This window comes from Streptomyces sp. NPDC005483 (genome assembly GCF_040606035.1).
In the GTDB taxonomy this organism is placed as follows: Bacteria; Actinomycetota; Actinomycetes; order Streptomycetales; family Streptomycetaceae; genus Streptomyces.
This window is the reverse complement of sequence record NZ_JBEXEA010000014.1, coordinates 232,951-250,478: the sequence shown is the minus strand read 5'-3', so window position 1 is coordinate 250,478 and position 17,528 is coordinate 232,951. Positions and strand designations below refer to the sequence as shown.

The window sequence follows — 17,528 nt, the reverse complement described above, 5'->3', positions numbered from 1 at the left end:
TTCGTGCGTCAGCGTGTCATCCCCGGCCCCCGCTCACCCGCCCCTGCAACAGCCGCGACAGCGCCGCGTGTACGTCGTCCAGGGAGCGCTCGGGCTGGAAGGACTGCCAGTCCAGGGCGGCCACCAGGACCATGCCGACCAGGGCGGAAGCGGTCAGCGGCACGTCGATCTCGTCGCTGAACTCGCCGTTCTCCACGCCCTCGCGGAGCACCCCCTCCACCACCGCCACGGCCTGCTGACGGACCACCATGAGCGTGGACTGCCAGGCCCTGTTGGTACGCCACAGCTCGGCGACGTACAGCTGGGTGAAGGCCGGATAGCGGTCGATGAAGACGAGGCCCGCGCGGATCATCGCGTCCAGGGCGTCGACCTTGCCGCCGCCCGCGCGTGCCGTCGCTTCCGCCGCCTCCCGCAAAGAGGCGGTGAGCAGGCCCACGCCGTGCCGCAGCAGCTCCTCGAAGAGGACGGACTTGCTCGCGAAGTTGTAGTAGACCGTGCCCTTCGCGACTCCGGCCCGCTCGGCGATCTCGTCGACCGTGGTGGCGGAGAAGCCCTGCTCGGCTATGAGCGTGACGGCCGCCTCGTAGAGCTTCTGCCGGGTTGCCTCGCGGCGTGTGCTGACGCCCGCCGTGGCGCTGCTGCTGTCCATGGTCCTGATTCTCACAGGTGAGGGCGCCCCTGAGGTCGCGGAAGGGCTCACAGGGTCAGCTCCGGGTGCAGCCGGTCCAGCGTCCACACCTGCCGGCGGCGGGCCGAGAGGGCGGTCAGCGCGAGGGCGCCGGCGGTGAAGGCGAGAAGCACCACGCACGCGTGCCACACCGGAGTGAGACCGCCGCCCGTGATGAGCCTCCTGAGGGCCTCGACGACGTAGCTCATCGGCAGGAAGGGGTGGATCGCGTTGAAGAAGCCCGGGCTGGTCTGGACGGGGTAGGTGCCGCCCGCGGACGTCAGCTGGAGCATCAGGAGGGCGAGGACGAGAATCCGGCCCGCCGCTCCGAAGCGTGCGTTCAGCCATTGGACGATCGCCGCGAAGCAGGCCGTCACCAGGAACAGGAAGCCCACGGTCCCGGCCGCCCGCGCCATCTGGAGGCCGATCGCCCAGTGCAGCACCGACATCAGGGCCACGACCTGGAGCACCCCGATCGCCACCACGGGCAGCCACCCCGCCAGTGCGATCCGCCAGGCCGCGGCACCGGCGGCGAGCGCACGCCGGTTCATCGGCGTGATCAGCATGTACGCCACCATCGCGCCCACCCACAGGGACAGCGGGATGAAGTACGGGGCGAACCCGGTGCCGTAGTTCGGCGCCCTGTGCAGGTCCTTGGAGACCAGCTGGACCGGGTCGGCCATCACGTCGGTGCGCCGGTCGCGGTCCTTCTTGTCGTAGTCGGGGATCTGCGAGGCACCGTCGTGCAGCCCGTCGGAGAGCTTCCCGGAGCCGTCGGCGAGCTGGTACATGCCGCCGCTCAGGGTGTCGGCCCCGGTACTGAGCCTGCCGATGCCCTCGTCCAGGTCCTGTGCGCCGGTCCGCGCGGTGCCGAGGCCGGAGTGGAGCGTCCTGGCGCCGGACGCGACCTTGGCGGCGCCCTGGTTCAGCTTGTTGATCTTCGCCACGGCGTCGTCGAGGTCCTCGGAGAGGCGGGGCGCCCGGTCGGCGAGGGTCCTGGCCTGCTGCTGGAGGGTGGCGAGTTGGCCGTCGAGTTTGTTCAGGTCGCCGTTCTGGTCGGCGACGAGCGCGTTCACGTCGTCGGCGACCTTCGCCGCGTCGTCGGCCGCCTGCCGGGCCTTCTTCAGGTCGGCACAGGCCGGGTCCGGCAGTACCGGGTCCGTACAGCGTGCCTTGTAGACGGCGTTCAGGGTGTCGGCGGCCTTGTGTGCTCCCTGGGCGGCCGCCGGGGCGGTCCTCACCAGGGTGCCGAGGTGGTGGCGGACGGCCCCGGCCGAGTCGGCGACGAGCCGGGCGGTGTCGCCGATGCTCTTCTCGTTGCCCTCGAGGAAAGGACCCACCTTGTCGGCGACCCCGTTGACCTTGTCGGCGAGGCTCCGGGTGCCGTCGGCGACCTGTCGCGCGCCGTCCGCGAGATCCCCCGAGCCGGTGTCGAGCTTCGCCAGCCCGTCGGAGAGCTTGCCGCTGCCCGCCTCGGCCTCCTGAAGGCCCGCGGCGAGGTCCTCGGATCCCTTCTCCGCCTTGCCTATGCCGCCTTCCAGGTCGTCGGCCCCGTTCGCGGCCTTCACCGTGGCGCCGTGGATGTCGGAGAAGGAGATGAAGATCCGGTCCAGGAAGGACCGCGACGCCTTGGTGGACGCGGCCTGACGCACCTCGGCGAAGACCGTCCGCGAGATCTGCCCGACGATGTAGTTGTTGGAGTCGTTCGTACGGACCTGGAGCGCGCCCGTCTCGGGGGAGTCGCCCGCGCTGGAGGCGATCCGCCGGCTGAGGTCGGCCGGCATGGTGAGCGACAGGTAATACGTACCGTCCTCGACGCCCTTGTGCGCCTCGGCGGCGCTGACCTCGTGCCAGTCGAAGGTGTCGCTCTCGCGCAGGCCCTCGGTGAGGTCGTCGCCCGCGGTCAGTTTCTTCCCGTCGGCGGTGGCGCCCTTGTCGTCGTTCACGAGGGCGACGGGGATGCGGTCCAGGCGCCCGTACGGGTCCCAGAAGGACCACAGGTACAACGCGCCGTACAGCAGCGGCAGCACCAGCAGGGCCACCAGGGCGGCGCGCGGCAGCTTCCCCCTGCCGAAGCGGCGCAGCTCAAGCGCGGCCAGTCTCGGTGAGCGCATCGGTCTCCTCCTCCTTCCGGTTCTCGGGCCGTGTGGACACCGTCACGGCGTCCACCGGGGCCTCGCTGCACACCGCCACGACCGTCGTGCCGGCCACGGTGAGTGACTTGAGCAGCGCCCAGGCCTCGGTGCGTTCGGCGTCCGACAGCTTCAGGTCGAGGTCGTCGACGGCGAGCAGCCGCGGACGGCCGATCAGCGCCAGGGCGATCGACAGCCGCAGGGCTTCCAGGCGTTCCAGATCGCGTACGGCGGTCCGCGAGCCCTTGGGCAGCGCCTCCCGGTCGAGCCCGGCGGCCGCCAGCGCGGTGTCGATCCGCAGCTTCGCCTCGGCCGTGCGCTCCTCGCGCGGCCGCATCAGGGCGCGCACCGAGTCACCGAACCGGCGCTGCAGCAGCGCCCGTTCGCGCAGATGCTCGCCGACGGTCAGGGCCGGGTCGAGGTCGGTGACCCCGGCGACGTTCGTCGGCGTGCTGAACCTGCGCACCGCCGCGAGCTGCTTCGGCAGCCGCGCCCCGCCCACGGTCGCCGTCCCCTCGGTGGCCTTCATCCGCCCGGTGAGCGCGAGCAGCAGACTCGTGCGACCGGACCCGGAGGGCCCTTCCACGGCGACCAACGCACCGGGCTCCGCGACGAGGTCGATCCCGCGGAACGCCCAGCCGCGAGGCCCCTTCAGACCGAAACCCTCGGCCGTGACAGCGACTCCGTCCACGGCCACCCCCTGATCTTCTTGAATGCGGAACTTTTTGAACTGACTGGTCAGTGCAAAAACTAGCCCGAACCTTCGATCGAAGCAAAAGCCCAGGTCAGAACGGATTGTCAGTGGCATACCTCACGATGGGCACATACGGCACTCCGTAGCGGGAGATGCCGTCAACCAGACGACAGGAGGTTCGTCATGGCCAGCTACCACGCAGCCGCCGCCCGTCGGCGCCGCGCCACCGGCCCTGCCCCCTCACTGACCGGCCCGGCGAGCGACGTACACCCCGTGCTGCGCCGGGCGACGGCCCCGCCCGCCGCCCTCGACCTGCTCGCCCAGGCCCGCGCCGGCCTCGACGAGGCCTCGGCGCTGGAGACGCCGAACGAGCGCTATGCGACCGCCCATCTCGCCGCGCTGCGCACCGCGGCCGCCGTGCTCGCCGCGCGGGGGCGTCCGGAGCCCACACCCCGACGCCGCGCCAAGATCCGGAGCGCCTGGGAAGTGCTCCCCGAGATAGCGCCCGAACTCACCGAGTGGAGCGCGCTGTTCGCCTCCGGAGCCCGGCGTCGCGCCCGGGCCGAGGCGGGCATCCAGGGCGCGGCCAGCCGCCGGGACGCGGACGACCTCATACGCGACGTGGCGATGTTCCTGCGCCTTGTCGAGCGGATGCTGGTGCTCCAGCCGGTCCTGCCGCAGCCACGCCAGGACGCGGACCAGCCGGAGGGCGGCGACGGCGGCACCGACCGCGGCCGCGACTTTCCGGACGCGGGCTGAGCGGTTCGACGGGGGGTGGTTCGGCGGCCGGGGTGTTCGTGCGATGCCGGCCCGGAGCCGACGACTCGGGAGACCGGTCCGAAGGGGGCAGCAGGGGGACGGTCCGCGGAGGGCGGCCCAGGCAGGGTGAAGGTGAGTCGGCGCCCCTGCCCATCCGGCGGCCTCACCCCACGAGACCAGCCGCGACCACAGCACCGCGATGACCGGCGGTGGCGTCCCAGGCAATAGGGTGGGAGGCGCCTGAAGCTTCCCCGTCCGCGCCCCCGGCCAGGGAGGCCCCCGATCGCTCCGCCGTGCAACAGGCGGTGCCGCGCCGAGGAGTCAACTGTCGTGTCGGACCCGCTGCGACCCCGCGCCGCCCTCCGTACCGCCGTGGTCTGGGAGGTACTCCAGGACGCTCTCGACCGCCGGGTCAAGGCCACGGGACGCCAGGCGCTTGACGTCCTCGACACCGGAGGCGGCAGCGGCAACTTCGCGGTGCCCGTGGCCCGCCTCGGCCACCAGGTCACCGTCGTCGACCCCAGCCCCAATGCGCTGTTCGCCCTGGAGCGCCGCGCCGCCGAGGCCGGTGTCGCCGACCGCGTGCGGGGCGTCCAGGGCGACGCCCACGGCCTCTTCGACGTGGCCGAGCGCGGTGGCTACGACGTGGTCTTGTGCCACGGCGTCCTGGAGTACGTGGACGACCCGGCCGAGGGCGTCCGCAACGTGGTGGCCGCCCTGCGTCCCGAGGGCGTCCTCAGCCTGCTCGCCGCCGGTCTCGGCGGCGCCGTGCTCGGGCGGGCCCTCGCCGGCCACTTCAAGGAGGCCCGGCAGGCGCTCGACGACCCGAACGGCCGCTGGGGCGACGGCGACCCCGTGCCGCACCGCTTCACCGCCGACCAGCTCACCGCGCTCGTCGAGGGCGCGGGCCTGACCGTGGGCGCCGTGCACGGCGTGCGGGTCTTCGCCGACCTCGTCCCCGGCGTGCTCGTGGACACCGAGCCCGGCGCCCTGGAAGCCCTGCTGAAACTGGAGGAGGCGGCCGCCGAGCTCCCCGCCTTCCACTCCGTGGCCACCCAGCTCCATGTGCTCGGTGAGACGCGGGAGACCACCGAGGCATGAGCCACCCCTGTGCCGGAGTGCTGATCAGGTACTTGATGGCGCATGGAGTACGCCACAGGCCCCCCGATCGGGCGTTCAGCGCCGTATGATCGAGGGAGACCGCCCGGCATGACGGGACGGCCGCTGGGGAATGACAAGATTCAGCAGCCGGAGCTTCATGGCGGAATCCGGTTGGCCAATTGGCGCAGAGGGGCGGGTTTCACGGGGGCGATTCCCTGCCTATCCTGAAGGGACCCCCGAGTCGCCCCGGCGACTGCACGATGAGGAGGACTCCGTGCCGCTCTCGGAGCACGAGCAGCGCATGCTCGAGCAGATGGAGCGAGCGCTGTACGCCGAAGATCCCAAGTTCGCGTCGGCGCTCGAGGGAAGCGGGCTGCGTACGTACACCCGGCGGCGGGTCTACCAGGCGGTCGCCGGCTTCCTCGTGGGTATCGCGCTCCTCATGGCCGGTATGGTCGCCAAGCAGGTGTGGCTCAGCGTGGTGGGCTTCCTCGTGATGCTGGGGTGCGCGGTGCTCGCCGTGACCGGCTGGCGCAAGGCCCCCAAACCGGGCGAGCAGCCCGCCGCAGGTGCCCCGCACGCCCGTCGCCAGGGACGCCAGAAGCGCTCGGTGATGGACCGGATCGAACAGCGCTGGCAGAAGCGCCGCGACGAGCAGGGCGGCGGCCAGTAGCCGGCCCGCGAGCGGCTCTCACAGACGTTCTGAGGGGGTGAGCACCCATCCGGGTGCTCACCCCCTCACGCATGCCCTCGGGACAGCCCCCACCCGTCTCCGCGGGGCACTGCCCCTCCTCGCAGCACGGTGACCGGGCCTCTCGAAGGCCCGGTCACCGTCGTTCCGCCGCCCGCCGGGCGGTCCCTCAGCCTTGCTGACCGGACGGCTTGCGCAGGGTCGGCCGGGCCGCCGCCGCGCGCGTCCTGAGCCCGGCCCACCACTCCGAGACCACCCACGCCACCCTCGCGGTGGAACGCGGGGCGATCAGCGCACGCGCCTGCGTGGCTCGGCCGGCCGAGCCACGTAGTCCGCCGATCACCTGGTAGACGTCCTGCGCGAGGCCGGCCGTCGGCCGCGGCCGCGGGGCGTAGAGCACCTGCTCCACGGCGTCCGCCACCCGGTGCACCGAGGCCGCCGCCGTCGGATCGAGGTGCCCGAGCCGTACGATCCGCGCCGCCGCCTTGCGTGGCGTCTGCGAGTCGTCCGGCGGGATTCCGAAGTCCCACGCCGTGTCGGTCAGCTCCTGCCAGGCAGCCAGGGTGTGCGCGGCGGCGTCCGCGTCACTGCGCCCGTGCCCGCCCAGCCGCACCGAACGGGTACGCAGCCGCCACAGCATCGGCGCCAAGGGGATCGAGAGGACGGCCAGCCCGACGAATACCCAGAACAGCAGCTTCAGATACCACCACTGGCCCTGTACGGCCCACCAGGGGCCGCCGCCGCCCGGGGCTGCCGCGGCCGCCGGGGACGCGCTGTCGCACGCCTCCAGCTTCCGCAGCTGCGGCGCGCAGCTCTCGCTCGCCGAGGCCGAGGCCGACGGTGCCGCGGAGGACCCCGTGGAGGGCCGTGCCACGCCCGGGTCCACGTTGCCGGTGGCGTCCGGGACGGTGTACGAGGGCACCGTGCCCCGGGTCGGGGTCGGCTCGAAGCGGGTCCAGCCGACCCCCTCGAAGTACAGCTCGGGCCAGGCGTGGGCGTCCTTGAGCCCCACCGACACCGAGCCGTCCGCCTGCGGGGTGCCGGGCGCGAAGCCCACCGCGACCCGGGCCGGAATGCCCAGGGAGCGGGCCATGGCCGCCATGGCGAACGAGAAGTGGACACAGAAGCCCTGCTTGTCCCGCAAGAAGTTGGCGATCGCGTTGGGTCCGTCGCCGACCTCCACCTGGGTGTCGTACTCGAAGCCCCCGTTCACCGCGAAGTAGTCCTGGAGGTCGACCGCCTGCTCGTACGGGTTCTTCGCGTCCGCGGTGACCTCGCGGGCGGTCCTGGCCACCACCGCGGGCAGCGAGTCGGGCAGGTCGGTGTACTCGCGCTCGATGGCCGGGGGCGCGGCCGGTGCCGCGGCGAGCTGCTCGGCCGTCGGCTCCACGTCCAGGCTCTTCACGTCGTACGTCAGCCCGCGCGTGTTCTGCCCGTGGTCGCCGACGAGCGCCATGCCCTCGGGCTCGTAGCGCCAGTTGCCGCGGACCTGGACGCCACTGGGCGGGTAGGGCATGGGCAGATAGCTCTGCTCGTACCAGTTCGCCGCCGAGATGGTCGTCTCGACCTCCGTGCGCTTGACGTCGGCCCCGAGACCGATCGGGGTGGGGAAGTCCTTCGGTACGGCACCGATGGACCGCTTGGACGGTTTCCAGGTCCTGCCGTCGAAGTCGTCCAGGGAGACGATCCGCAGGTACAGGTCGGAGGTGTCGTTGCTCTGGGTCTGCACGGACAGGACCTGGCGGTCCTCGTCCACGTTCAGGCTGTCGCGCAGCGAGAGCAGCGGGTTCACCGCGGAGATCGTGCCGCCGCTGCCGTTCCCGGCGCCCACTCCCGCGCCGGTGGTGTCCAGGAGGCCGCCGTTCATCGAGGGCAGGGTGGCCGACACCACGAGGGCGATGCCGAGGCTCGCCACGCCGATCCGCCGACCGGTGCGCACCGGCGCCACCGGACCGGAGTCGACACCCGGGGAGCGTGACGCCCCGCCGAAGACACGGCCCCACTGCGAGAGCCGCTCACGCCCCTCGGCCAGGAGCAGCAGCAGATAGCCGGTCGCCGCGACCAGGAACCAGAGCCAGTCGCCGTGGCCCTCGGACAGGCCCGCGGCGACGGAGTACAGCGCGAGCAGTGGCAGACCCGCCGGGGCCGCGCTGCGGAACGTCACCGCGAGGGCGTCCACCACCAGCCCGACGATCAGGACACCGCCAAGGACCATCAGCTTGATGCCGTCCGATGCCAGGGGCGCCGGGATCGCGTACCGCGCGATGTCGTCGCCGCCCTGCCGGAGCAGGTCCCCGAAGTGCAGGAAGGCTCCCGGGCCGGGGACCAGCCCCAGGAAGGCATGGTCGCGGGCGAAGATCAGGGTCAGCATCACCAGGGTGACGAGTGCCTGGGCCGCCACCGTCAGCGGACGGGCCAGCGGGATCCGCCTGGCCGCCGCGCCCACCATCGTCTGCACCCCGAGCAGGAAGGCGGCCTGCACGATCCAGGTGACCGGCTCGACCAGCGGCAGCAGGGCGCACGCGGCCATCAGCGTGGCCGCCCACGCGCACAGCGCCAGTCGTCCCCGCCCGCTCATCACGACGCCTCCCCGGCGCCGGCCGCACCGACGCCTGTGCGCTCGCGGTCCGCGAGCCGCCACAGCTCCTCCAGCGAGGCGCCCCGCGGCACGCCCAGTGCCGTCCAGCCCGCCTCGCGCAGCATCCGCAACCGCTGCGCGCGCTCCTGCGACGGACCGGGCACGTCGGTCGGTTCGCGCACCCAGCTCTCGCTGTCGAGCACGAAGGCGAGCGCGCCCCCGCTGCGCTGCCGCATCTTGGCGACCACGGTGGCCTGCTCCTCGTCGAGGTCACCGAAGAACGCCACCAGGAGGCCTTCGTTCCCCCTGCGCAGCACGTCGTACGCGTGCGACAGGCCGGTGCCGTCGGAGTGGTCGATCACCGCGAGGGTGTCCATCATCAGCCCGGCCGCGTCCGCCGTCCCCTGGCTGGCGCCCGCGAAACCGTCGGCGCCCTCGCCGGGCACGGAGTTGCCGGTGTCCGTCAACAGCCGTACAGAGAAGCCCCGTTCGAGCATGTGGACCAGGACGGAGGCGGCGCCCGAGACGGCCCACTCGAAGGCCGAGTCGGGGCCCGCGCCGGCGAAGGCGAGGCCCCGGGTGTCCAGGAGCACCGTGCAGCGGGCGCGCTGGGGCTGCTCCTCGCGGCGGACCATCAGCTCGCCGTAGCGGGCGGTGGAGCGCCAGTGCACCCGGCGCAGGTCGTCGCCGTAGCGGTAGCCGCGCGGGATCACGTCGTCCTCGCCGGCCAGGGCGAGCGAGCGCTGCCGTCCCTCGCCGTACCCCTTGGCCTCGCCGTTCAGCCGCACCGGTGGCAGCGCCTCCACGCGCGGGATCACGGTCAGGGTGTCGTACGTCGAGAAGGAGCGGGTCAGCTCGCACATGCCGAACGGGTCGGTCAGGCGCAGCTGGAGCGGGCCCAGCGGGTAGCGGCCGCGCAGGTCGGAGCGGACCCGGTAGGACACCTCGCGGCGGCCGCCCGGCTCCACCCGGTCGAGCACGAAGCGGGGGCGCGGGCCGAGGACGTAGGGCACCCGGTCCTGGAGCATCAGCAGGCCGGTGGGCAGGCGCGAGACGTTGTCCATCCGCAGATGGACGCGGGCCTCGCTGCCGGCGGGCACGCGCGCGGGGGAGAGCCTGCGGCTGCCCGCGACCCGGTAGCGGGTCCGGTAGAGCACGCCCGCGCACACCAGGGGCAGCACGGCCAGCAGCAGGCCGACCCGCAGCAGGTCGCTCTGGCCCAGGACGTAGGCGCAGACGGCCGCGGCGATACCCGCGGCGAAGAAGGAGCGGCCCCGGGTGGTCAGACCGGCCAGTGCCGTGCGGACCCCGCCCTTGTCGCCCCGGTCGGCCTCGGGGCCGCCGGCCGAGGGCACCCCGGTGGACATCACAGGCTCCGCGGCGGCTGCTGCGGATACGCGGGCGCGGTCCGGCCGATCCCGAGACCGCCCTGCTGGGGCGCGGCGGGGACCGGGGTGCGCTGAAGGATCTCCTGCACGACCTGCTCCGCGGTGCGCCGGTTCAGCTGGGCCTGGGCGGTGGGCAGCAGACGGTGGGCGAGGACGGCCACGGCGAGCGCCTGGACGTCGTCCGGCAGCGCGAACTCGCGGCCGCTGAGGGCGGCGGAGGCCTTGGCGGCGCGCAGCAGGTGCAGCGTCGCGCGCGGTGAGGCGCCGAGTCTGAGGTCGGGGTGGGTGCGCGTCGCGGAGACCAGGTCGACGGCGTACCGCCGGACCGTCTCGGCGACGTGGACGCCGCGGACGGCCTCGATGAGTTTCACGATGTCGTGCGCATGCGCCACCGGCTGGAGGTCCTCCAGGGGGCTCACCCCGCCGTGGATGTCGAGCATCTGCAACTCGGCCTCGACGCTGGGGTAGCCGACCGAGACCCGGGCCATGAAGCGGTCGCGCTGGGCCTCGGGCAGCGGGTAGGTGCCCTCCATCTCGACCGGGTTCTGCGTGGCGACCACCATGAAGGGGCTGGGCAGCTCGTAGGTCTGGCCGTCGATGGTGACCTGGCGCTCCTCCATCGACTCCAGGAGCGCGGACTGGGTCTTCGGCGAGGCGCGGTTGATCTCGTCGCCGATCACGATCTGGGCGAAGATCGCGCCCGGCTTGAACTCGAAGTCCCGGCGCTGCTGGTCCCAGATGGACACGCCCGTGATGTCCGAGGGCAGCAGGTCGGGGGTGAACTGGATGCGGCGCACCGAGCAGTCGATGGACCGCGCCAGCGCCTTGGCCAGCATGGTCTTGCCGACGCCGGGGACATCCTCGATCAGAAGATGTCCCTCGGCGAGCAGCACGGTCAGCGAAAGCCGTACGACCTCGGGCTTCCCCTCGATCACGCCCTCCACCGAACTGCGAACCCGCTCGACGACGGCGGTCAGATCAGTGAGGCTCGATCGATCGTCATAGGTGGTCACCCGGCCCTCCTCGGCCCGAAACTTTCCGGGCCGACGCTCTGTGATGCGTAACCGGCCCACCCCGAATCACGGACACCACGCGGGAAAAGTTCCGCGCGACGCCACACCCGCATTCTTGCTGCCGTTACCGTTTCGTGTCACTCGACTGTGGACAACTGGCTGCACTATGTCGGGTCTGCGGTGTTTTGGGCGGCCCGAGGCTTGAAATCAACAGCGAAACGACAGCTACGACGGCCGTTACGCGGGGTCGATCTCGCGCAGCAGGCCCGTCTTCACGTCGAACACGAACCCGCGGACGTCGTCGGTGTGCAGCAGGAACGGCGAGGTGCGCACCCGCTGCATGGACTGCCGGACGTCCTGGTCGACGTCACGGAAGGCCTCCACGGCCCACGCGGGACGCTGACCGACCTCCATCTCCAGTTCGGTGCGGAATTCCTCGGTGATCGCCTCCAGGCCGCAGCCCGTGTGGTGGATGAGCACGATGCTGCGGGTGCCGAGCTTGCGCTGGCTGATGGTGAGCGAGCGGATCACGTCGTCGGTGACCACACCGCCCGCGTTGCGGATGGTGTGACAGTCGCCGAGCTCCAGGCCGAGCGCGGCGTGCAGGTCGAGGCGGGCGTCCATGCACGCCACCACGGCGACGTGCAGGACCGGGCGGGCGTCCATCCCGGGGTCGGAGAACGCGGCGGCGTATCGCTCGTTGGCGTTGACCAGGCGGTCGGTCACACGGCCGCCGGAGGATATGGCGCCTTCGGTGGGAACGGATGCGGAAGTCGTCATAACCATGACGGTACTGGTCACCGTCGTCGCGGTCCTGCCGTGAGGAGGGAAAAAGAGCGTCATCACGCCTTCTGTGTGAGGTACCCCACAACAGCATCGGGTCCACCCGAACGGGTGTTTTCCGTCCTTTCGGAGCGTCAAGTCCGCGCCGGTGCGCGACGCGCAGGCCGGTTGATTGACCGCGAGACACCGTGGACTAAAGTGACGCGAAGCGGGAGGCGAGGCTTTCCTGCTGACATTCCCCGGAGGCCCCGGCTCGCGCACGGACGGTCTCCCCACGTGCGCGGCGCGTACGTACGGCTCGGCCTCCTCCCGCTCCGGTCGGCTGACGCTTCCGGCGCCGGCAGGCCTCCCCTTCATGAGCGGGCGGGGACCCGGCGGTGCGTATGGCCCGTGCCGGACCTGAGAGGGCCCCTTGAGCCAGAGTCGACACGTCCCGGTGATGCTCCAGCGGTGCCTGGACCTGCTGGCTCCCGCGCTCGAGCGGCCCGGGTCGGTGGTCGTCGACTGCACCCTCGGTCTCGGCGGCCACAGCGAGGCCCTGCTCCAGCGGTTCCCCGAGGCCCGGCTCGTCGCCCTCGACCGTGACAAGGAGGCCCTGCGCCTGTCCGGCGAGCGGCTCGCGCCCTACGGTGAGCGGGCCACCCTCGTCCACGCGGTCTACGACGAACTCCCGGACGTCCTCGACCGGCTCGGCATCGCGCGCGTGCAGGGCGTCCTCTTCGACCTCGGTGTCTCCTCCATGCAACTCGACGAGGCCGACCGGGGCTTCGCCTACGCCCAGGACGCCCCGCTCGACATGCGCATGGACCAGACGACCGGCGTGAGCGCCGCCGAGGTCCTCAACACCTACCCGGCGGGCGAACTCGTCCGGATCCTCAGGGCGTACGGCGAGGAGAAGCAGGCCAAGCGGATCGTGTCCGCGATCGTGCGCGAGCGCGAGAAGGAGCCGTTCACGAACAGCGCGCGGCTCGTCGAGCTGATCCGGGACTCCCTGCCGCAGGCCGCCAAGCGCACCGGCGGCAACCCGGCCAAGCGCACCTTCCAGGCCCTGCGCATCGAGGTCAACGGCGAACTCTCCGTCCTGGAGCGGGCCATCCCGGCCGCGGTGCAGGCGCTCGCGGTGGGCGGCCGGATCGCCGTGCTGTCGTACCACTCGCTGGAGGACCGGCTGGTCAAGCAGGTCTTCGCGGCCGGCGCCGCCACCACCGCCCCGCCCGGGCTGCCCGTCGTCCCCGAGCGCTACCAGCCCCGGCTCAAGCTGCTCACGCGCGGTGCCGAACTTCCCACCGAGGAGGAGATCGCCGAGAACCGGCGGGCCGCACCGGCGCGTTGCAGGGGTGCCGAGCGAATCAGGGAGTCCATCGAGTGAAGTGCGTGAGCCGTGCATGTGGGTTGGGAAACCGGACTCACTGGAGGACGTGTGAGTAGGAAACCCGAACTGAGGGGGAGGGCGGCTCGTCTCGCGCGTCTCCTCCCCGGCACGGCGAGCCCCGGACAGGCGGCCCGCACCCCCTTCGTGCTCCTCGTGGTCCTCCTCCTCGGCGGTGGCCTCATCGGGCTCCTGGTGCTGAACTCCGCACTGAGCGAGGGGTCCTTCAAGCTCGCCGACCTCCAGAAGGACACCAAGAGCCTCACCGACGAGCAACAGGGCCTGCAACGGGACATCGACGCCTACTCCGCGCCCGCCGCCCTCGTGCGCCGCGCCCGTGAACTGGGCATGGTGCCCGGCGGCGACCCGGCCTTCCTCGACCCCGACGGCACCGTCAAGGGCGTCCCGTCCCCCGCCTCCGACGCCGAGCCGCTCTCCTACCGGATGCCGCTCGTCCTCGCACCCGAGGTGATCGACAGCGCGGCCGTCCAGACGCCGACGGCCAGCCCCACCCCGACGGAGCCCGTCGCACCGGCTCCCGAGACCGTCGTACAAGCTCCAGAGGCCGTCTCCTCGGACGTCCCGCTCCCCACGACCCCGACCCCCGGCAGGTGACGGAAGTGTCTGACGACTTCGGCAGGCAACCGCCGCGCCGCCGCGTGCCCGGACCCGCCCGCCCCGAGCGCTCCGCCCGCCCCGTCGGCCGACCGCGCCCGGGGCCCGGCGCCCGCCCGGCCCGCCGCCCGTCGGCACCCCGCGCCGCGGCGCCCAAGACCATCCGCCTGGGCAGTCCCCGCCCCCGGCTGCGCCTGGTCGGCCTCGCGCTGACACTCGTGCTCGCCGCCTTCGTCGTACGGCTGCTCCAGGTGCAGGCCGTCGACGCGAGCACCTACGCCGCCAAGGCCGAGCAGAACCGGTACGTCGGCTACACGCTGGCCGCCGAGCGCGGCGGGATCACCGATCGCGACGGAGTGGCCCTGGCGACGAGCGAGGACGCGTACGACATCACGGCCGACCCCACGCTGTTCACCCGCGAGCAGCTGAAGATCGACGACGGTCCCGAGCAGGCCGCCGCCCTGCTCGCCCCGATCCTGGGGCAGGAGCAGGAGACGATCGTCAAGAAGCTGCGGCCCAAGGACAAGAAGCTCCGCTACGTCCTGCTCGCCAACCGGCAGACCCCGCAGGTCTGGAAGCAGATCAAGGACCTGAAGTCCGCGCTCGCCACCAAGAGCGAGACCGACCCGGCCACGGCCAACGTCCTTGCGGGCGTCCTGTCCGTGCCGACGACCAAGCGCGTGTACCCGAACGGCGATCTCGCCGCCGGGATACTGGGCTGGGTCAACGCCGACGGCAAGGGCGGCGGCGGTGTCGAACAGCAGCTGAACTCCCTGCTGGCCGGCAAGGACGGCAAGATCCGCTACGCCCAGTCCGGTGGCCGCCAGGTGCCCACCGTGGGCTCCACCGAGACCCCCGCGGTCCCCGGCAGCGACGTCGAGCTCACCATCGACCGCGACATCCAGTGGGCCGCCCAGCAGGCCATCACCGACCAGGTGAAGGAGTCCAAGGCGGACCGCGGGTACGTGATAGTGCAGGACACGCGGACCGGCCAGGTCCTCGCTATGGCCAACTCGCCCGGCTTCGACCCGAACGACCTGTCCAAGGCGAGCTCGGTGAACATGGGCAACGCGGCCCTCCAGGACGCCTACGAGCCCGGTTCCACCGCCAAGATCATGTCGATGGCGGCCGTACTGGAACAGGGCGTCGCCACCCCGCTCACGCAGGTGATCGTGCCCAACCGGCTGCACCGCGGTGACCGGCTCTTCAAGGACGACATCGACCACGAGACCTGGTACCTCACACTCAACGGCGTGCTCGCCAAGTCCAGCAACATCGGCACCATCCTGGCGACCGGCCAGCTGGGCAAGACCCAGGCCCAGGCCAACCAGGTCCTCTACTCGTACCTGCGCAAGTTCGGCCTCGGCCGCTACAGCGGGCTCGACTTCCCCGGTGAGACCCCGGGCATCCTGGCCAAGCCCGCGGACTGGTCGACCTCGCAGCAGTACACGATTCCTTTCGGCCAGGGTGTCTCCCTCAACGCGATGCAGGCCGCGTCCGTCTACTCGACGATCGCCAACGGCGGTGTGCGCGTCGAACCCACACTCGTGCGCGGCACGAAGGGACCCGACGGACGCTTCACACCCGCCGCGAAGCCCAAGGAGACAAGGGTCGTCAGCGCCAGGACGGCCAGGACGCTGGCCCAGATGCTGGAATCGGTCGTGGACGACCAGGAGGGCACCGGCACCAAGGCGCGCATCCCCGGCTACCGGGTCGCGGGCAAGACGGGCACGGCCAACCGCGTGGATCCGGCCACCGGCAAGTACAAGGGCTACACCTCGTCGTTCGCCGGCTTCGCGCCCGCGGACAAGCCCCGGATCACCGTCTACTGCGCCATCCAGAACGCCACCCAGGGCAGCTACTTCGGCGGCCAGATCTGCGGGCCCGTCTACAAGAAGGTCATGGAGTTCGCCCTGAAGACCCTGCAGGTGCCGCCCACGGGAGCGAAGGCCGCGAAGCTGCCCGTGACCTACACGCCCTGATCAGCGCGGCGTGAACACCCGCCGGCACCCCTCAGCACCTCATCAGCACCCCCCAGCACCTCATCAGCACCTCGGAAAGGCCACCAGGAACCACCTCGTGACGACGACCACCTCCGATTCCGGGAACCAGGGCGCCCCCCGCCCCTCACTTCGCTCCGAGGCGGGTGCGCCCGGTACGCTCACCGCCGTGCCACACGCTGATCAGTCCCAAACCACCCAGAAGGGCGCACCCGTGACATATCCGGGACCGCCCCGGCCGGTCCGGGTCTCCGCAACACCCCTCGCGGAGCTCGCCGATCAGCTGGGTGCCGCGCAACCGGAGCACGCCGCGCAGGTCACGGGCATCACCCATGACTCGCGTGCCGTCCGCCCCGGCGACCTGTACGCAGCCCTCCCGGGCGCCCGTCTGCACGGCGCCGACTTCGTCACCCAGGCCCTCGGCCTCGGCGCGGTCGCGGTGCTGACCGACCCGACGGGCGCCGAGCGCGCCGCCGCGACCGGGCTTCCGGTGCTGGTCGTCGAGGACCCACGCGCGCGCATGGGCGAACTGGCGACCACGATCTACGGCGACCCTGGTCGGGACCTGCTCCAGATCGGAATCACCGGCACCTCCGGCAAGACCACCACCGCCTACCTCGTCGAGGGCGGTCTGAAGGGGGTCAGGTCCACCGGTCTGATCGGCACCGTCGAGATGCGCATCGGTGACGAGCGCATCAAGTCGGAGCGCACCACGCCCGAGGCCACCGACCTCCAGGCCCTGTTCGCGGTGATGCGCGAGCGCGGAGTCGAGGCGGTCGCCATGGAGGTCTCCAGCCACGCGCTGGTCCTCGGCCGGGTCGACGGCTGTGTCTTCGACATCGGCGTCTTCACCAACCTCAGCCCGGAACACATGGAGTTCCACTCCGACATGGAGGACTACTTCCGGGCCAAGGCGCAGCTCTTCACGCCGAAACGCAGCCGTCTCGGCGTCGTCAACCTCGACGACGAGTACGGCCGCAGGCTCGTGAAGGAAGCCACGGTCCCGGTCGTCACCTACTCCGCCGAGGGCCACCCCGACGCCGACTGGCGTGCCGAGGACGTCGAAGTCGGCCCCATGGACTCGACGTTCACCGTGATCGGCCCCAAGGGCGAGCGGATCGCCGCCAGGTCGCCGCTCGCGGGGCCCTTCAACGTGGCAAACACCCTCGCCGCGATCGTCGCCCTGGCCGCGGCCGGCCTCGACCCGCAGACCGCGGCCGACGGCGTCGCCGCCGTACCGGGTGTGCCGGGCCGACTGGAGCGCGTGGACGCCGGGCAGCCCTACCTCGCGGTCGTGGACTACGCCCACAAGACCGACGCCGTCGAGTCGGTCCTCAAGGCGCTGCGCAAGGTCACCGAGGGCAGGCTCCACATCGTGCTCGGCTGCGGCGGAGACCGCGACAGGACCAAGCGCGGGCCTATGGGCGCCGCCGCGGCCCGCCTCGCCGACACCGCCGTACTGACCTCCGACAACCCCCGCTCCGAGGACCCGCTCGCGATCCTTGCAACCATGCTCGAGGGCGCGGCGTCCGTACCAGCACACGAGCGCGGCGAGGTCCAGGTCTTCGAGGACCGGGCCGCCGCGATCACCGCAGCCGTCGCCCGCGCGCGGCCGGGCGACACCGTACTGGTCGCCGGGAAGGGCCACGAGCAGGGTCAGGACATCGCCGGGGTGGTCCGTCCCTTCGACGACCGCCAGGTGCTTCGAGAAGCCATCCAGAAGACCCAGGGATGAACT

General features: G+C 71.9%; 14 protein-coding genes. 7 read left to right on the top strand and 7 right to left on the bottom strand.

Annotated elements, in window-relative coordinates; all coding sequences use genetic code 11:
- Positions 1-16: 16 nt before the first annotated feature.
- Genes ABZT06_RS27010 through ABZT06_RS27000 form a run of 3 tightly spaced genes read right to left on the bottom strand, consistent with a single transcriptional unit; the run spans position 17 to position 3,496 of the window.
- A complete protein-coding gene (locus ABZT06_RS27010) occupies positions 17-649 on the bottom strand; it encodes a TetR/AcrR family transcriptional regulator (RefSeq protein ID WP_355745983.1) in 633 nt (210 codons plus the stop codon).
- Positions 650-696: 47 nt separating this feature from the next.
- Positions 697-2,781, bottom strand: a complete 2,085-nt coding sequence (locus ABZT06_RS27005) for a YhgE/Pip domain-containing protein (protein WP_355745980.1) — start codon at positions 2,779-2,781, stop codon at positions 697-699.
- Positions 2,753-3,496, bottom strand: a complete 744-nt coding sequence (locus ABZT06_RS27000; protein ID WP_355745977.1) for an ATP-binding cassette domain-containing protein — start codon at positions 3,494-3,496, stop codon at positions 2,753-2,755. The genes ABZT06_RS27005 and ABZT06_RS27000 overlap by 29 nt, the downstream gene beginning before the upstream one ends.
- 180 nt (positions 3,497-3,676) lie before the next feature.
- On the opposite strand from ABZT06_RS27000, the gene ABZT06_RS26995 reads away from it, so the two are divergent.
- The 3 genes from ABZT06_RS26995 to ABZT06_RS26985 all read left to right on the top strand — a co-directional run bounded on the left by ABZT06_RS26995 (position 3,677) and on the right by ABZT06_RS26985 (position 6,026).
- A complete protein-coding gene (locus tag ABZT06_RS26995) occupies positions 3,677-4,252 on the top strand; it encodes an SAV_6107 family HEPN domain-containing protein (RefSeq protein WP_355745974.1) in 576 nt (191 codons plus the stop codon).
- A gap of 330 nt (positions 4,253-4,582) precedes the next feature.
- Positions 4,583-5,353, top strand: a complete 771-nt coding sequence (locus ABZT06_RS26990; protein WP_355745971.1) for a methyltransferase — start codon at positions 4,583-4,585, stop codon at positions 5,351-5,353.
- 274 nt (positions 5,354-5,627) lie between these two features.
- Complete coding sequence (locus ABZT06_RS26985; protein ID WP_355745968.1) at positions 5,628-6,026, top strand: DUF3040 domain-containing protein; 399 nt, start codon at positions 5,628-5,630, stop codon at positions 6,024-6,026.
- A 187-nt stretch (positions 6,027-6,213) separates the two neighbouring features.
- Here ABZT06_RS26985 and ABZT06_RS26980 read toward each other — a convergent pair whose 3' ends face one another.
- The 4 genes from ABZT06_RS26980 to ABZT06_RS26965 all read right to left on the bottom strand — a co-directional run bounded on the left by ABZT06_RS26980 (position 6,214) and on the right by ABZT06_RS26965 (position 11,803).
- Positions 6,214-8,622: a DUF3488 and transglutaminase-like domain-containing protein gene (locus ABZT06_RS26980; RefSeq protein WP_355745965.1), complete on the bottom strand. Its 2,409-nt coding sequence runs from the start codon at positions 8,620-8,622 to the stop codon at positions 6,214-6,216.
- Positions 8,622-9,989: a DUF58 domain-containing protein gene (locus ABZT06_RS26975; protein ID WP_355745962.1), complete on the bottom strand. Its 1,368-nt coding sequence runs from the start codon at positions 9,987-9,989 to the stop codon at positions 8,622-8,624. The genes ABZT06_RS26980 and ABZT06_RS26975 overlap by 1 nt, the downstream gene beginning before the upstream one ends.
- A complete protein-coding gene (locus ABZT06_RS26970; RefSeq protein ID WP_355745959.1) occupies positions 9,989-11,023 on the bottom strand; it encodes a MoxR family ATPase in 1,035 nt (344 codons plus the stop codon). Before ABZT06_RS26970 ends, ABZT06_RS26975 begins: the two co-directional genes overlap by 1 nt.
- Before the next feature lie 237 nt (positions 11,024-11,260).
- The gene (locus ABZT06_RS26965; protein WP_355745956.1) at positions 11,261-11,803 is read right to left on the bottom strand and encodes a carbonic anhydrase; all 543 of its coding nucleotides are present in this window, start codon (positions 11,801-11,803) and stop codon (positions 11,261-11,263) included.
- Positions 11,804-12,218: 415 nt separating this feature from the next.
- Between ABZT06_RS26965 and rsmH the strand changes: the two genes are divergently transcribed.
- The 4 genes from rsmH (at position 12,219) to ABZT06_RS26945 (ending at position 17,525) form a co-directional block, all read left to right on the top strand.
- Complete coding sequence (gene rsmH / locus ABZT06_RS26960) at positions 12,219-13,175, top strand: 16S rRNA (cytosine(1402)-N(4))-methyltransferase RsmH (protein ID WP_355745951.1); 957 nt, start codon at positions 12,219-12,221, stop codon at positions 13,173-13,175.
- 51 nt (positions 13,176-13,226) lie between these two features.
- A complete protein-coding gene (locus ABZT06_RS26955) occupies positions 13,227-13,790 on the top strand; it encodes a hypothetical protein (RefSeq protein WP_355745949.1) in 564 nt (187 codons plus the stop codon).
- A gap of 5 nt (positions 13,791-13,795) precedes the next feature.
- A complete protein-coding gene (locus tag ABZT06_RS26950) occupies positions 13,796-15,772 on the top strand; it encodes a penicillin-binding transpeptidase domain-containing protein (protein ID WP_355745946.1) in 1,977 nt (658 codons plus the stop codon).
- Positions 15,773-16,004: 232 nt separating this feature from the next.
- Entirely contained in the window at positions 16,005-17,525 is a 1,521-nt protein-coding gene (locus ABZT06_RS26945; RefSeq protein WP_355745943.1) for a UDP-N-acetylmuramoyl-L-alanyl-D-glutamate--2,6-diaminopimelate ligase, read from the top strand.
- Positions 17,526-17,528: the final 3 nt, after the last annotated feature.

Coding starts and splice junctions, on each gene's coding strand:
- ABZT06_RS27010 (WP_355745983.1), bottom strand. CDS start 649: ATGGACAGCAGCAGCGCCACGGCGGGCGTCAGCACACGCCGCGAGGCA.
- ABZT06_RS27005 (WP_355745980.1), bottom strand. CDS start 2,781: ATGCGCTCACCGAGACTGGCCGCGCTTGAGCTGCGCCGCTTCGGCAGG.
- ABZT06_RS26995 (WP_355745974.1), top strand. CDS start 3,677: ATGGCCAGCTACCACGCAGCCGCCGCCCGTCGGCGCCGCGCCACCGGC.
- ABZT06_RS26980 (WP_355745965.1), bottom strand. CDS start 8,622: ATGAGCGGGCGGGGACGACTGGCGCTGTGCGCGTGGGCGGCCACGCTG.
- ABZT06_RS26975 (WP_355745962.1), bottom strand. CDS start 9,989: ATGTCCACCGGGGTGCCCTCGGCCGGCGGCCCCGAGGCCGACCGGGGC.
- ABZT06_RS26965 (WP_355745956.1), bottom strand. CDS start 11,803: ATGACGACTTCCGCATCCGTTCCCACCGAAGGCGCCATATCCTCCGGC.